Consider the following 15,001-nt stretch of genomic DNA (forward strand, 5'->3'; position numbering starts at 1 on the left):
GACGATCTCGACGGCGGCGTCGAGGTGGCTTACAGCGGAGGCGTTGCCACCGGCGATCTCGTCGTCGGGGCCGACGGGATTCACAGCGCGGTTCGGCACGCGGTGTTTTCCGGCGCGCCTGCACCCCGCTACGCCGGCTACACCGCCTGGCGGATGATCACCGCGCATCCGGTGCCCGCCCTGCACGACGGCGGCCAGACCTGGGGCCGCGGTGAACGATTCGGCGTCATCGCCCTGCCCGACGACCGGGTCTACATGTTCGGCGTCGCCGATTCGGCCCCCGGGCTGCGTGGCCCCGACGGCGAATATGCCGAAGTGCGACGGCGTTTCGGCACCTGGCACGACCCGATCCCCGCACTGCTGGATGCCGTCGACCCGGCGGCGGTGCTGCGCCACGACATCTACGAACTGCCCCCGCTGTCGAGCTATGTCCTCGGCCGCATCGCGCTGCTCGGCGACGCGGCACACGCCATGACGCCGAATATGGGGCAGGGCGCCAACCAGGGCCTCGAGGACGCCGTCACTCTGGCGGCGCTGCTCGACCGGATCGATTCCGTGCCTGCGGCTTTGGCGGAATACGACCGGGTCCGTCGTCCACGCACCCAGGACATCGCGCGCCGCTCGCACCGCATCGGCGTCCTCGCCCAGCTGTCCTCGGCACCGACGGTGCTTCTCCGCGACACGGTCCTGCGGCTGACTCCCGGACGCGCGATGCTCGGTTCGTTCGCGCCCGCGCTCACCTGGCAACCGCCGGCGTGAGGCGGTGACTACCCGTACAGCGCGTGCATCCCGGCAGCCGTTGCGGCGAACCGAGCCCGCAACTGCGGCGGTTCGAGCACCTCGGCGAATTCCCCGAGCGGGAGCAGCCCGGTGACCAGCACGTCCCAGGATTCGGACGGCACCGTCAGCTCCACCCAGCCGTCCGCGTCGGGTGGACCTGCCGACGCCATGGCCTCGGCGACGACGGCGGGATCGTTCATCAAGCGCAGCAGGCTCAGGTGGGTATTCGCGATCCGGCAGCGGGCGCGAACCCGCAGCATCGACCGGGCGAACTCGTCGGCCGAATCGGCCCAATGCGCGGCGAGATCGAAATCGGCCGGGCGGTCGAAGGTTTCGCCGTTCGGTGTGGCCGACGCGATGCGTCCGACGCGATAGGACCGCACCGCATCGCCGTCGCGGGCCACCAGATACCAGGTGCCCGCCTTCAGCACGAGCCCGAGCGGATCCAGCGTGCGGTCGACGGTGCGGTCCTTGCGGGCATACCGCACCGCCAGCCTGCGGTCGTGCCAGAGCGCGTCGGCCACGGTGGCGAGGGTGGGCGTTTCCTCGGGCCGGTGGAACCAGCCGGGGGCGTCGATGTGCACGCGGTCGGCGATGCGGGTGGCGCGCCCGCGCAGTTCCGGCGGCAGCGCGGCGAGCACCTTGAGCTGCGCGGTCGCCAGCACCGTGCCCAACCCGAGATCGGCCGCGGCGCCCGGCAGCCCGGCGAGCAGTACTGCGTCGGCTTCGTCGCTGGTCAGGCCGGTGAGTCTGGTCCGATAGCCGTCGACCAGCTCGACCCCGCCCGCCCGTCCGGGCTCGGTGTACACCGGCACCCCCGCGGCCGACAGCGCCTCGATATCGCGGTACACCGTGCGCACCGAGACCTCCAGTTCAGCGGCCAGCTGCGCCGCCGTGGACCGGCCCCGCGTCTGCAGCAGCAACAGCAACTGCACCAACCGACTCGCCCGCACACCCCAAAGACTAACGGCAAACCCTGACAGAAGATGTCAGCAATAGCTCGTACCGTCGGGATATGACCACTTGGAGCCAGTTCACCGAAGAAGCGCCACGGATCTCCACGATCTTCTTGCGCCGGCACAAAGCCACCGGCAACCTCTGCATGCTCGGCACGCTCCGCTCCGACGGGTTCCCGCGGATCAGCCCGGTCGAGCCGATGATCTTCGAGGACCAGTTGGTGATCGTGGGCATGCCGAACACCACGAAGTTCAAGGACCTGGCCCGCGATCCGCGGTTCTGCCTGCACACCGCCACCGTCGACACCAATGTCTCCGACGGCGATGCCAAACTCTTCGGCCGCGTCACCGATATCACCGACCGCACAGTGCACGCCCGGTTCGCGCAGAAGCTGTTCGACGACAGCGGTTTCGACCTCCGTGATCAGGAGTTCGATCACTTCTTCGTCGCCGATCTCACGACCGCGTCGTCGGTCGAGGTCGTCGACGATCGCCTCGAGATCACCATCTGGAAGCCGGGCGAGGGGGAGCGCGTCGTGCACAAGGACTGAGTGCCACACCCTGTTCGGTCGAAGCCCCGGCCCGCCGGCGCGCGTCGGCGTAGGATTCGCCGCGTAGCCAGTGGCATCGCAGCTGGCGGGGGCAACGATCAAGGAAGCTGCGCACTTGACTGACACCACAGCGGTACTCGAGGTCACCCATCACACGGTCGACGGTGTGGACTGCGCCGTCTACGACAGCGATCCAGGCGGGAGCGGGGAAGCCGTGGTGTTCGTGCACGGCAACCCCGGACCCATGGACGACTGGGCCGAACTGGCTCCCGCGATCGCCCGGTTCGCCCGGGTGATCGCCATGGACATGCCGGGCTTCGGGCAGTCCGAACGTCCGCGATCGTTCGAGCACAGCGTGGTCGGGCATGCCCGGTTCCTCGGCCTGCTGCTCGACCAGTTGGGTGTGGATCGAGTGCATCTGGTGCTGCACGATTTCGGCGGCCCGTGGGGTATGCGGTGGATGCTGGACCATCCCGAGAAACTGGCGAGCCTGTCGCTGATCAACTGCGGTGTCCTCGACGGCTACCGCTGGCATCGATACGCCAAGATCTGGCAGACACCCGTCCTCGGTGAACTGTTCCAGCTGATGAGCAGCCCACGCGCCATGCGGATCGCGCTCAGCCGCGACAATCCCCGCCCCATCCCGCGCAGCTACGTCGAGCGGGTGGCCCGCTACTCCGATTGGGCGCACAAGCGGGCCGTGCTGCGGCTCTACCGCAATTCGCGCGACCCCAGCAGCGCGTTCCCGGAGAAGGACTCCGGGCTCTCGGCCGAAGGCCTGCCGGTCTGCGTGATCTGGGGCGACGGCGACCCCTACATTCCGGTGCGCTTCGCCGCCCAGCAGCGAACCTTCTTCCCCGACGCCGAGATCCACATCCTGGAAGGTCTCGGGCACTGGCCGTTCGTCGACGATCCGCAGGCCGTGCTCACTCCACTCGAGGCGTTTCTCCGCAAGCACGTCGGCGCGGCACCCGAGTAACCTCACCGGCCCGGATCACACCGCGGGGACAGCTCGTCGCGGCGGCGGATCAGATAGCGCCGTTCGGCCTCGTTGGTCGTGTGGCGGATGGCGTCGTCGTAGGCGGTGTGCGCGTCGGCGGTGCTGCCGACGCGACGCAGCAGGTCCGCGCGGACGGCGTGGAAGAGGTGGTAGTCCGCGAGCGGCAGATCCTCGATGAGCGCCAGTGCGGTGGCCGGGCCGTCGGTTTCGGCGACGGCCACCGCCCGATTGAGCGCGACGACCGGGCTCGGCGCGATCGTCATCAGCTGGTCGTAGAGCTGCACGATCTGCGCCCAATCGGTGGCGTCGGCGGTGGCGGCATCAGTGTGCACGGCGTGGATGGCGGCTTGGATCTGATAGGGCCCTGGCGTGTTGCGGCGCAGGCATTCCCGGACCAGCGCGTGTCCCTCGGCGATGAGCGCGCGATCCCAGCGGCGGCGATCCTGCTCGGCCAGGGCGATCGGTGTGCCGTCGGCGTCGGTGCGGGCCGGGCGGCGGGCCTCGGTGAGCAGCATGAGCGCAAGCAGACCGAGCACTTCCGGCTCGTCCGGCAGTAATTCGCGCAGCACACGGCCCAGCCGTATCGCTTCCGCGCACAACTCGGCGCGCACCAATTCCGCACTGCCGGTGGCGGTGTGGCCCTCGGTGAAGATCAGATAGATCACCGCGAGTACCGAGGTCACCCGCCGCGGTAACTCGTCGGTGCCTGGCACCCGGTAGGGGATGTGGGCATCGCTAATCTTGCTCTTGGCCCGCACGATTCGCTGCGCCATGGTGGGCTCCGGCACCAGGAACGCACGCGCGATCTGGGCGGTGCTCAACCCACCGAGCAGCCGCAAGGTCAAGGCCACCCGCGCGTTCATCGCCAGCGCCGGATGACAGCAGGTGAAGATCAGCCGCAGCCGGTCGTCGGGCACCGGCTCCGGTGGCGCCGGCTCGTCACGGGCATGCAGCAGCGCGGCCTGGGCGTGCCGGTCGGCGCGGGAGGCGTCGCGGCGCAGCCGGTCGATCGCCCGGTTGCGGGCCGTGGTGATGATCCAGCCGGGCGGGCTCGGCGGCAGCCCGTCCTCCGGCCAGCGCGCCACCGCCGCGGTGAACGCATCCTGCACCGCGTCCTCGGCGAGGCCGATATCGCCGAAGACGCGGATCAGCGAGGCCACCGCACGGCCGTAGTTGTCGCGGAACACCTCCCGGATCTGCCCATCGGTCACCTGCGGTGCCGCACGGTCGTCGTCGTGAAGCTCGCCGGAACGCACCGCTACCCCTCGGCCAGCGGTCGCACCTCGATCGGCAAGGTCACCACCGCGGCCAGCCGGCCCGCCCACCGCAGCGCCTCGTCCAGATCGGCCACCTCGATGATGGTGAATCCGCCGATGTGCTCCTTGGCCTCGATGTACGGCCCGTCGGTGATCAGCGTGTCGGACCCCTGCGCCCGCACCACCGTCGAGGCGCTGGGCGCGTGCAGCCCGGCCGCGAAGACCCACGCCCCCGCGGCCCGGATCTCGTCGTTGAGGGCCTCGAGGTCGCGCATGATCTCGTCGAGATTGCCGGGCACCTCGTCGGTATCGGGTTGGTAGATCCCCAGCAGGTAGTGCGGCATCGTCAGCTCCTCTCGGTGGTGCGGTAGGTCGCGATCAGCACCCCGGTCGTGGTGGGAACGCAGTCGACCAGGTGGAGGTCGCCGAGCGTGGTCCGTCCGTCGACAGCCGCCGCCCGCTCCCGAGCACCAGTGGATGGATCTGCAGCAGATACTCGTCGACCAGACCGTGCGCCATCAGCGATTGCAGGAGATTGCCGCTGCCGAGCACCACCAGATCCAGGTCGGGACGCTGCTGCTGCAACCGGGGGACCGCCTGGACCGCGTCGCCGTCGAGCAGGATCGAGTTCTGCCAGGGCAGGGGCTCGGTCAAGGTGGACGACGCGACGTACTTGTCGGTCTTGGTCAATACCTCGGTGAACGGATTGCCGGATTGGTGCGGCCAGTATCCGGCGAAATCCAGGTAGGTGCGGCGCCCGAGCAGTAAGGCGCCCCGATGCGCGGACATGTGCTCGGCCATCACGCGGGCCTGCACCTCGTCACCGAAGCGGTATGCCCAGCCGCCGTGGGCGAACCCGTCGCTCGGATCCTCCTGCGGGCGTCCCGGTGCCTGCATGACTCCGTCCAAGGTCACGCAGACGACGGCGATGATCTTGCTCATTTCCGGCTCCTTTCCGGACCGGCCGATGCACGGTCTCATCACCTACACGAACGGCGTGCCCCCGGATCGACAGTGCGGAGAAAAAACTTCGCGACCGAGACCGCGAGCGGTGCGGGCGGCCGATATCTCGCGGTGTCGTACCCGTGAGCGGCCGCTCAGCCGTGCCACGATGACCCGATGGTGCACCTGGCCGAGGCAGTCGAGACCGCGAGCCCGTCACCGATCGTGTCGCTGTTCTGGATCGCGTCCGCGGCCGTGGTGGCGCCGCTCGTCGCGCGCCTGCTGCGCGGGTTCGTGCCGGATGTGGTGATCCTGCTGCTGTTCGGGGTGCTGCTCGGCCCGCACGCGCTCGGCCTGGCCGATACCGGCGGCGGCGTCGATCTGCTCAGCGAACTCGGGCTCGGCATGCTGTTCCTGCTGGCGGGCTACGAACTCGATCCGCGGCTGCTCGGCGGAAAGTCCGGGCGCACGGCCTGGTTCACCTGGGTCGCGTGCCTGCTCATGGCGATGCTGTTCGTCGCGCTGGTCGCCGGCGACGTCAAGTTCACCGCCGTCGCCGCGGTGGCCATCGCGATGACCTCGACCGCGCTCGGCACCCTGCTGCCGATCATCAAGGCGCGCGGCATCCTCGACACCGGTCTCGGCCGGGCGGTGCTCGCCCACGGCGCCGTCGGCGAACTCGGCCCCGTTGTGGCCATGTCGATCCTGCTGACCAGCCGCAATGTCGGCGCCGCGATCGTGGTGCTGGTGTTGTTCGCGATCGCGGCCGCGCTGATCGGCCTGATGCACCAGCACATCCTCGACCGCGTGCCCGCCGTCGGGCGTCTGCTGACCGAGCTGTCGGCCGGGACCGCTCAACTGCCGGTGCGGGTGGTGTTCCTGCTGCTGCTGGTGCTGATGACGCTGGCGGAGGAGTTCGGGCTCGATGTGGTGCTCGGCGCGTTCGCCGCGGGCATCATCCTGCGCAAACTGGTCGGCGGTGAACGCCCGGAGATCGGTTCCTCGCTGGAGACCATCGGTTACGGCGTGCTCATCCCGATCTTCTTCGTCGTCTCCGGCATGGGGATCGATGTCGCCGCGGTCGCCGACGAACCGGTCACCTGGGCCTTGTTCGTGCTGTCGATCGCGGTGGCCCGCGGGGTGCCGGTGTGGTTCAGTGAGCGTTTCGTCCAGCACGGCGCCAACCTCGCCACATCCCGGGAGCGCGTGCAGCTGGCCCTCTACGCCGCCACCGGGTTGCCGATCATCGTCGCCGTCACCCAGGTCGCGACGAGCACGGGGCTGATGGAGCAGGGGTTGGCATCCACCATGGTCGCGGCCGGCGCGACGACGGTACTGCTGTTCCCCTTGCTGGCGCGGTGGGTGGGTGCCCGTGGCGACGAGGTACCGCGGGACGCGGAGTCCAGGCGCGATGAAGTGACCGGCCGCGGCGAGGCGCCGTAGACCGGGCGCCGGGCGCGACAGAGTGACCAGGCGCGGCGAGGAGGATGCGGCGGCGAGACGCCTACTCCGCGCGGTCACCCGGCTGACGATGAGCCACCACCCGGGCGACGAACCCCGCCAGATTCCGCGTCCGCGATTCCACCCGCTGCTGGAGTTCGGCCAAGTCGGTGTCGGAGGCCTGGGTGAGGTCGAGCGCGAGGAGACCATCGGTGGCTCTGTCCAGGGCTTTCAGCCGATCGTCGAACACGCGATTCGAACGCATGTTCTAAGCCTAGCGCATTCGCGGGTACTGTGGAGGGGGGAAATTCCCGGACTGCCCGTGAATGAGCTTGCATGGTCGTGCATAATCATCACATGGTTGATTCCTCGGACGGGCCCGTCGTGCGGGTCGCGGTTGCTGGTGCCAGCGGATACGCGGGCGGCGAGGTCTTGCGCCTGCTGCTCGGTCATCCGGAGTACCGAACCGGGCGCCTCGTCATCGGGGCGCTGACCGCGGGATCCAATGCCGGCACCCGGCTGGGCGCGCTCCAGCCGCATCTACTGCCGCTCGCGGACCGGGTGCTCGCGCCCACCACCGTCGAGGAACTGGCCGGCCACGACGTCGTCTTCCTCGGCCTGCCGCACGGGCAGTCCGCCGCGCTCGCCGAACAGCTGCCGGACTCCACGGTCATCATCGACTGCGGTGCCGACTTCCGGCTCACCGACGCCGCCGCGTGGGAGAAGTACTACGGCAGCCCGCACGCGGGCAGCTGGCCCTACGGTCTGCCGGAACTGCCCGGCGGCCGTGAGCGGCTGCGCGGCGCCACCAGGATCGCCGTCCCCGGCTGCTATCCGACCGTCGCCAGCCTGGCGCTGGCCCCCGCGATCGCGGCCGGGATCATCGAGCCGGCGGTGAACGTGGTCGCGGTGAGCGGCACCTCCGGCGCAGGCCGCAAACTCGACGTCGGGCTGCTCGGCTCGGAGGTCATGGGTTCGGTGCGCGCCTACAACATCGCCGGCGCCCACCGGCACACCCCGGAGATCGCGCAGAATCTCAGCGCGGCCGGCGGCACCGACGTCAGCGTCTCCTTCACCCCGGTCCTCGCGCCCATGCCGCGCGGCATCCTCGCCACCTGCACCGCACCGGTGAAGGTGGACGCCGCCGAGGCCCGCGCCGTCTACGAGAAGGCCTACGCCGACGAGCCTTTCGTGCATCTGCTGCCCGAAGGCGTGCTGCCGCAGACCGGTGCGGTGCTCGGCTCCAACGCCGTCGCCCTTCAGGTCGCCGTCGACGAGGCCGCGGGCCTGCTCGTGGTGATCGGCGCGGTCGACAACCTGACCAAGGGCACCGCGGGCGCCGCGGTGCAATCGATGAATCTGGCCCTCGGGATCGAGGAGACCGCAGGACTTTCCACCGTAGGAGTGGCACCGTGACGACAACCGACACCGCCGACGGCAAGCTGATCCGCACCCAGGGTGTGACCGCGCCGCTCGGTTTCCGCGCCGCGGGGATCGCCGCCGGGATCAAGGCCAACGGCAATCCCGATCTGGCGCTGGTGTTCAACGAGGGACCCGAATACGCCGCGGCCGGCGTGTTCACCCGCAACAAAGTGAAGGCCGCGCCGGTGCTGTGGTCGCAGCAGGTGCTGAAGTCCGGTGCGCTGCGCGCGGTCATCCTCAATTCCGGTGGCGCCAACGCCTGCACCGGGCCCGGTGGCTTCCAGGACGCCCACCGCACCGCCGAGGAATTGGCCACCGCGCTGAGCAATTGGGGCACCGAGACCGGCGCGGGCGAGATCGCGGTCTGCTCGACCGGACTGATCGGTGACCGGCTGCCGATGGACAAGCTCATTCCGGCCGTCACCGAGATCGTGCACGAAATGGGCGGCGGCATGTCCGGCGGCACCGACGCCGCCTACGCCATCATGACCACCGACACGGTGCCGAAAGAGGCGTCGTTCCATCACAAGAACAAGTGGAACGTCGGCGGCATGGCCAAGGGTGCCGGCATGCTCGCCCCGTCGCTGGCCACCATGCTGGTAGTGCTCACCACCGACGCCCACGCCACCGCCGAACAGCTGGATCAGGCGCTGCGCAAGGCCACCCGCCTCACCTTCGACCGGCTCGACGTGGACGGGTCCTGCTCCACCAACGACACCGTGCTGCTGCTGGCCAACGGCGCCAGCGAGGTCACCCCCACCCAGGACGAACTCGACGCCGCCGTGCTCGCGGTCTGTGACGATCTGGCCGCCCAGCTGATGGCCGACGCGGAGGGTGTTACCAAGCGGGTGGTCGTCACCGTCACCGGCGCCGTCACCGAGGACGAGGCGTTGATCGCCGCCCGCGCGGTGGCCCGCGACAGCCTGGTCAAGACCGCGCTGTTCGGCTCGGACCCGAACTGGGGACGGGTGCTCGCCGCCGTCGGCATCGCCCCGATCACCTTGGACCCGAACGTGATCTCGGTGTCGTTCAACAGGCAGCCGGTGTGCGTGGACGGCATGGGCGCACCGGGAGCGCGCGAGATCGACCTGTCCGGCGCCGATATCGAGGTGCTCATCGACCTGCGGCTCGGCGAGGGCACCGCGAGCATCCGCACCACCGACCTCTCGCACGGCTACGTCGAAGAGAATTCGGCCTACAGCTCATGACCGGCGACATCCTGCACAGCCTCTCGGCGCTGGACAAGGCCCACGTCCTCGCCGGCGCGCTGCCGTGGTTGCAAAAGTTCCACGACAAGATCGTGGTGGTGAAGTACGGCGGCAACGCCATGATCGACGACCGGCTCAAGCGCGATTTCGCCGCCGACATGGCGTTCCTGCGCACCGTCGGCGTGCACCCGGTGGTGGTGCACGGCGGTGGTCCGCAGATCAACGCCATGCTGAAGCGGCTCGGGCTCACCGGTGAGTTCCGCGGCGGGTTCCGCGTCACCACCCCCGAGATCATGGACGTGGTCCGGATGGTGTTGTTCGGCCAGGTCGGGCGTGAGCTGGTCGGGCTGATCAACGCGCACGGCCCGTACGCGGTAGGCATCTCCGGCGAGGACGCGCACCTGTTCACCGCCACCCGCCGCACCGTCGACGTCGACGGCGAGGCCACCGACATCGGCCTGGTCGGCGACGTCACCGAGGTGAACCCGGCCGCGGTGCTCGATCTCATCGGCGCGGGCCGCATCCCGGTGGTGTCCACCATCGCCCCCGACGCCGACGGCATCGTGCACAACATCAACGCCGACACCGCCGCGGCCGCGCTGGCCGAAGGGATCGGCGCGGAGAAGCTGGTGGTCCTCACCGATGTCGAGGGCCTCTACACCGACTGGCCGGACCGCTCGTCGCTGACCTCGGCCATCGACGCCGACGCCCTGGCCGAGTTGCTCCCGCGCCTGGATGCGGGCATGGTGCCCAAGATGGAAGCCTGCCTGCGTGCGGTCCGCGGCGGGGTGCCCAGCGCGCACGTCATCGACGGGCGCGTACCGCATTCGGTGCTACTGGAACTGTTCACCGGTGAGGGCATCGGGACCATGGTCACCCCCGCGCCGCCCGGGCAGACGAACGAAAACGGAGCCGGAGCATGAGCACAGCGGAACTTCAGCAGCGGTGGTCGGCCGCGCTGATGCACAACTACAAGACCCCCGACATCGTGCTGGTGCGCGGTGCCGGCGCGGTGGTCTACGACGCCGACGGCAAACGCTACGTCGACTTCCTCGGCGGCATCGCCGTCAACAGTCTCGGCCACGCCCATCCGGCGATCCTGGAGGCGGTCACCCACCAGCTCGGCACGCTCGGGCACGTCTCCAACATCTACGGCAACGAGCCGGTGATCGAACTGGCCGAACGGCTGCTCGACCACTTCGGCGACGGCCGCACCGGCGACAGCAAAGCGTTTTTCTGCAACTCCGGCACCGAGGCCAACGAGGCCGCGTTCAAGATCGCCCGGCTCACCGGCCGGCGCAAGATCATCGCCTGCGACGAAGCCTTCCACGGCCGCACCATGGGCGCGCTCGCGCTCACCGGGCAGCCGTCCAAGCGGGCGCCGTTCGAACCGATGCCGCCCGGCGTGGTGCACGTGCCCTACGGTGACGCCGCCGCGCTCGAGCGGGTGGTCGACGCCGACACCGCAGCGGTCTTCCTCGAGCCGATGATGGGGGAGAGCGGTGTCGTGGTGCCCCCGCTGGACTACCTGGTGCGGGCCCGCGAGATCACCGCGAAGCACGGTGCCCTGCTGATCCTGGACGAGGTGCAGACCGGCATCGGACGCACCGGAAAGTTCTACGCCCACCAGGCCTTCGGCATCGTCCCCGATGTGATCACCCTGGCCAAGGGCCTCGGCGGTGGTCTGCCGATCGGTGCTGTCCTGGCCACCGGTAAGGCCGCCGAACTGCTCACCCCCGGGCTGCACGGCACGACCTTCGGCGGCAACCCGGTCTGCGCGGCGGCGGCGCTCGCGGTGCTGCGCACCATCGACGAGCAGGGCCTGCTGGCTCATGTGGAATCGCTGGGCAAGCGGCTCAGCGACGGCATCGCGCTGCTCGAGCATCCGCTGATCGATCACGTGCGCGGCGCCGGGCTGCTGATCGGCATCGTCCTCACCGACGAGGTGGCGCCGCAGGTGGAAGCACGCGCGCGGGAGGCCGGCTACCTGGTGAATCCGGCCAAGCCGAACGTCATCCGGTTGGCGCCGCCGCTGGTGCTCGCCGAAACCCAATCCGACAACTTCGTCGCCGATCTGCCCGAGATCCTCGATCTCGCCGCAGCCGACGCGAAGGGAGCCTCCGCATGACGCTGTCCGATTCCACCCCCGTGAACGGCTCGACCCCGGCCACCGCCGTGCGGCATTTCCTGCGCGACGACGACTTGACGCCATCGGAGCAGGCCGAGGTGCTGGCGCTGGCCGCCGAACTCAAGGGCGCGCCGTTCGCGCGGCGTCCGCTGGAGGGTCCGCGCGGGGTCGGGGTGATCTTCGAGAAGAACTCCACCCGCACCCGGTTCTCCTTCGAGTTGGGGATCGCCCAGCTCGGCGGGCACGCCGTCGTCGTCGATGGACGTGACACCCAGCTGGGCCGCGAGGAAACCCTCGGCGATACCGGGCGGGTGCTCTCGCGTTATGTCGACGCCATCGTCTGGCGCACCTTCGAACAGACTCGGCTCGACGAGATGGCCGCCACCGCAACGGTTCCCGTGGTGAACGCGCTGTCGGACGAGTTCCATCCGTGCCAGGTGCTCGCCGATCTGCTCACCCTCACCGAGCACCTCGGCCCGCTGCCCGGACGCAAGCTCGCCTACTTCGGCGACGGCGCCAACAATATGGCGCATTCGCTGCTGCTCGGCGGTGTCACCGCGGGCCTGCACGTCACCATCGCCGCGCCGGAGGGTTTCGCGCCGCTGCCGTGGGTCGTCGAGGCCGCGCAGGCCCGCGCCGCCGAGACCGGTGCGAGCATCACGCTCACCGACGATCCGCGCATCGCCGCCGAGGGTGCCGACGCCCTGGTCACCGACACCTGGACGTCGATGGGCCAGGAGAACGACGGCCTCGACCGGGTCGGCCCGTTCCGCCGCTTCCAGATCAACGCCGGCCTGCTCGCCAAGGCGCAGCCGAATGCCGTTGTGCTGCACTGCCTGCCGGCTCATCGCGGTGAGGAGATCACCGACGAGGTGCTCGACGGCCCGCAGAGCGTGGTCTGGGACGAGGCCGAGAACCGCCTGCACGCCCAGAAGGCGCTGCTGGTGTGGCTGCTCGACAGACAGAACGGCCGACGATGAGTGTGCCCAGCTCCGACACCGGCGCCCCGGGTCCGGCCACCGCCGCGACCCGGGCCGGCCGCCAGTCCCGCATCGTCGCCCTGCTGTCGGCCCATTCGGTGCGCAGCCAAACCGAACTCGCCGCCCTGCTCGCCGCCGAAGGCATCGAGACCACCCAGGCCACCCTGTCGCGTGACCTCGACGAACTCGGCGCGGTGAAACTGCGCGCCGCCGACGGCGGCGCCGGCGTCTACGTCGTCCCCGAAGACGGCAGCCCCGTCCGCGGCGTCACCGGCGGCACCGGCCGCCTCTCCAAACTCCTCGGCGACCTGTTGGTCTCCACCGACGCCAGCGGCAACCTCGCCGTCCTCCGCACCCCACCCGGCGCAGCGCATTTCCTCGCCAGCGCCCTGGACCGGGCCTCGCTGCCGTACATCGTCGGCACCATCGCTGGCGATGACACCATCGCGGTTATTGCGCGGGAACCGATGACGGGGGCCGAACTGGCCGCGGAGATCGAGCGACTGGCCTGATCATCGCCAGGGATCCGATGGGCCGTCTGTGGGGAGGTCATGACCAACTGTCAGCGTGATCGCCGCTGACGAATGGAACTGAACTGGCTGTTGGCTGACATTGCGTGCCCTGAACGTACGTGAACAGACCTGATTGAGCACTTGCCCGACCTGGTTGCAGATCGCGCCGCGACCTGCCATTGCCCTATCCGCTGGCCGCATGCCGCTCGGCCGCATCTGGCAATGCGGTGGTGCGAATGTGCTTGACCACCGCGACAATCCGGTCGACCTCCTCCTCGCTGAAGATATCCTCCGGTCCCGTCGGCGCCACCGATTTGAACGGCGGCTCGTAGAGCGCACCCACATCGATAACACCGTTCTTGGTGATGTAGTCGATGAGCAACTTGAGGAAGTGAAGCTGGTTGGCGGTCAGCGTGCGGCCGGTGAGGAACTCGTCGAAGGCGTCAGTAGCCGTGGTTGAATCGAGGCCGGTCAGCGAGCGCAGGAACAGCCCGAGGCCGCCGTAGGAGGCGGCCGCATGCTCGATGTCCTCGGCCGTGCCGAAGCCGTTGTCGAGGAAGACCTGTTCGAGCTCGGCCAGGTCGGCAGAGGTGATCTGCTTGTTGCGCAGCAGCTTCTGCACGGCGAGCATGTCTTCGTGGCTGCGCAGGTACGTGCGCACCTTCGACTCGAAACGCGCCATACCTTTGCCGCCGCCCGGCAGTACAGTCATCTCGATGTCGGAAACCTCGCCGAGCTCGTCCCGGAAGTCGGTGTAGAGCGGGTTCTGGGCGTCCTTCGGGGGGATCGCCTTGACCAGTCCCCGCAGCCGGCGGCGCATGGTCTCCAACATCGGGACGGTGACGTCGTCCCACCAAGCATCCCCGGCGACGTCCTCGATGAACTCGTGGCGCTGCCGGATGGCGGTGATGTTGTTCAGACTGGGGTTCAGCAGCGCCGAGGCGATCTCCTGGACCTTCTCCCGGAGCTTGTCGAAGGTGGTGTCGCCGGTGAGCTGGGCCAGCTGCAAGCGCAGTGCGAGCAGGTCGAAGCGTTTGGCGGCCGGGCTCGGATCGTCGTCGCTGAACTGCGTGGGCAGCCCGGCCAGGTTGCTGACCTCGATCCGGACCTCGGGTGTGACGATGTCCCAGTTGCGGCGTTCGGCGAACTTCTCTACGTGGGGCAGTTCCTTACGCACTTCGATGTTCTGGGTGTTCATGCTTGCCACTTCCACCCACAGCCGTTCGGCGAGTTGCCAGCGCACATCTGGAAGGCTGGCAGGCTCCCCGCCCGGGATCTCCGCCGGCCGCTCGCCGGGTGGCTGGAGCTTATCGATGTCGCGCAGCAGGTCCGCGCGGGCTTCGAACAGCCTTTCACTCATCGACGCCTGCGTGCGGCCCTCGGCGGTGGGCAGGTCCTGGTTGAAATATTCGATGTTCTGGCACAGGTCGAACACCAGGAACCGCTGCTTGTCCTGGTTCGGTGCGTACAGGTCCGGGCACAGCCGGGTGCCGCGACCGATCATCTGCCAATACTTCGAACTCGTCCGCACCGCCTTGGCGAACACCAGGTTCGCGACCGCGGGGACATCGAGCCCGGTGTCGAGCATGTCGACCGAGACCGCGATATGCGGTGCCTTGGCGGGGTTTTCGAACTTGTCGATCAGGCTCTGTGCGTGGCTGACGCTGTGGGTGATCATCTCGATGAAATCGCCGGGCAGGTCGGGGTAGAGCACCCGGAACCGCTGCACGATCAACTCGGCGTGCCGGTTGTTGCGGGCGAAGATGATCGTCTTGCCGATGCGTTCGCCGTCGGCGACCCTATCGCCCTGTTCCATGAGCACCAGC

General features: G+C 69.0%; 16 protein-coding genes. 10 read left to right on the forward strand and 6 right to left on the reverse strand.

Annotated elements, in window-relative coordinates; genetic code table 11:
• On the forward strand, positions 1 to 759 hold a 759-nt coding region (locus RJ05_RS09840; protein WP_036535899.1), incomplete at its 5' end, for an FAD-dependent monooxygenase.
• Positions 760 to 767: 8 nt separating this feature from the next.
• Here the strand turns inward: RJ05_RS09840 and RJ05_RS09845 are convergent.
• Complete coding sequence (locus RJ05_RS09845; RefSeq protein WP_036535901.1) at positions 768 to 1,733, reverse strand: helix-turn-helix transcriptional regulator; 966 nt, start codon at positions 1,731 to 1,733, stop codon at positions 768 to 770.
• 62 nt (positions 1,734 to 1,795) lie between these two features.
• On the opposite strand from RJ05_RS09845, the gene RJ05_RS09850 reads away from it, so the two are divergent.
• Positions 1,796 to 2,287: a pyridoxamine 5'-phosphate oxidase family protein gene (locus tag RJ05_RS09850; RefSeq protein WP_036535903.1), complete on the forward strand. Its 492-nt coding sequence runs from the start codon at positions 1,796 to 1,798 to the stop codon at positions 2,285 to 2,287.
• A gap of 115 nt (positions 2,288 to 2,402) precedes the next feature.
• Positions 2,403 to 3,266: an alpha/beta fold hydrolase gene (locus RJ05_RS09855; RefSeq protein ID WP_036535905.1), complete on the forward strand. Its 864-nt coding sequence runs from the start codon at positions 2,403 to 2,405 to the stop codon at positions 3,264 to 3,266.
• A 2-nt stretch (positions 3,267 to 3,268) separates the two neighbouring features.
• On the opposite strand, the gene RJ05_RS09860 is transcribed toward RJ05_RS09855, so the two are convergent.
• Genes RJ05_RS09860 through RJ05_RS09870 form a run of 3 tightly spaced genes read right to left on the reverse strand, consistent with a single transcriptional unit; the run spans position 3,269 to position 5,485 of the window.
• The gene (locus tag RJ05_RS09860; RefSeq protein WP_081597259.1) at positions 3,269 to 4,543 is read right to left on the reverse strand and encodes an RNA polymerase sigma factor; all 1,275 of its coding nucleotides are present in this window, start codon (positions 4,541 to 4,543) and stop codon (positions 3,269 to 3,271) included.
• A gap of 2 nt (positions 4,544 to 4,545) precedes the next feature.
• Positions 4,546 to 4,887: a YciI family protein gene (locus RJ05_RS09865; RefSeq protein WP_036535907.1), complete on the reverse strand. Its 342-nt coding sequence runs from the start codon at positions 4,885 to 4,887 to the stop codon at positions 4,546 to 4,548.
• Between the two features lie 34 nt (positions 4,888 to 4,921).
• Complete coding sequence (locus RJ05_RS09870; protein WP_228789492.1) at positions 4,922 to 5,485, reverse strand: dihydrofolate reductase family protein; 564 nt, start codon at positions 5,483 to 5,485, stop codon at positions 4,922 to 4,924.
• 177 nt (positions 5,486 to 5,662) lie between these two features.
• Between RJ05_RS09870 and RJ05_RS09875 the strand changes: the two genes are divergently transcribed.
• Positions 5,663 to 6,928 (forward strand): cation:proton antiporter, encoded by a 1,266-nt coding sequence (locus tag RJ05_RS09875; RefSeq protein WP_036535909.1) that lies wholly within the window; start codon positions 5,663 to 5,665, stop codon positions 6,926 to 6,928.
• Between the two features lie 61 nt (positions 6,929 to 6,989).
• Here RJ05_RS09875 and RJ05_RS09880 read toward each other — a convergent pair whose 3' ends face one another.
• On the reverse strand, positions 6,990 to 7,190 hold the full coding sequence (locus RJ05_RS09880) for a hypothetical protein (protein ID WP_138445739.1): 201 nt from the start codon (positions 7,188 to 7,190) through the stop codon (positions 6,990 to 6,992).
• Between the two features lie 92 nt (positions 7,191 to 7,282).
• Here RJ05_RS09880 and argC point away from each other — a divergent pair, with 92 nt between their 5' ends.
• Genes argC through RJ05_RS09910 form a run of 6 tightly spaced genes read left to right on the forward strand, consistent with a single transcriptional unit; the run spans position 7,283 to position 13,175 of the window.
• Entirely contained in the window at positions 7,283 to 8,341 is a 1,059-nt protein-coding gene (gene argC / locus RJ05_RS09885) for an N-acetyl-gamma-glutamyl-phosphate reductase (RefSeq protein WP_036535920.1), read from the forward strand.
• Complete coding sequence (argJ, locus tag RJ05_RS09890) at positions 8,338 to 9,555, forward strand: bifunctional glutamate N-acetyltransferase/amino-acid acetyltransferase ArgJ (protein WP_014350393.1); 1,218 nt, start codon at positions 8,338 to 8,340, stop codon at positions 9,553 to 9,555. Before argC ends, argJ begins: the two co-directional genes overlap by 4 nt.
• Complete coding sequence (gene argB, locus RJ05_RS09895) at positions 9,552 to 10,478, forward strand: acetylglutamate kinase (protein ID WP_036535913.1); 927 nt, start codon at positions 9,552 to 9,554, stop codon at positions 10,476 to 10,478. The genes argJ and argB overlap by 4 nt, the downstream gene beginning before the upstream one ends.
• Positions 10,475 to 11,683 carry an acetylornithine transaminase gene (locus RJ05_RS09900; protein WP_014350395.1) on the forward strand — a complete coding sequence of 403 codons (1,209 nt, stop codon included), beginning with the start codon at positions 10,475 to 10,477 and terminating at the stop codon, positions 11,681 to 11,683. The genes argB and RJ05_RS09900 overlap by 4 nt, the downstream gene beginning before the upstream one ends.
• The gene (argF, locus tag RJ05_RS09905; protein WP_051016395.1) at positions 11,680 to 12,663 is read left to right on the forward strand and encodes an ornithine carbamoyltransferase; all 984 of its coding nucleotides are present in this window, start codon (positions 11,680 to 11,682) and stop codon (positions 12,661 to 12,663) included. The genes RJ05_RS09900 and argF overlap by 4 nt, the downstream gene beginning before the upstream one ends.
• Entirely contained in the window at positions 12,660 to 13,175 is a 516-nt protein-coding gene (locus tag RJ05_RS09910) for an arginine repressor (protein ID WP_036535915.1), read from the forward strand. Before argF ends, RJ05_RS09910 begins: the two co-directional genes overlap by 4 nt.
• A 184-nt stretch (positions 13,176 to 13,359) precedes the next feature.
• On the opposite strand, the gene RJ05_RS09915 is transcribed toward RJ05_RS09910, so the two are convergent.
• On the reverse strand, positions 13,360 to 15,001 hold a 1,642-nt coding region (locus RJ05_RS09915; RefSeq protein WP_036535925.1), incomplete at its 5' end, for a type I restriction-modification enzyme R subunit C-terminal domain-containing protein.

Origin of the sequence: Nocardia cyriacigeorgica NBRC 100375, assembly GCF_000308555.1 — a bacterium.
Classification (GTDB): domain Bacteria; phylum Actinomycetota; class Actinomycetes; order Mycobacteriales; family Mycobacteriaceae; genus Nocardia; species Nocardia cyriacigeorgica.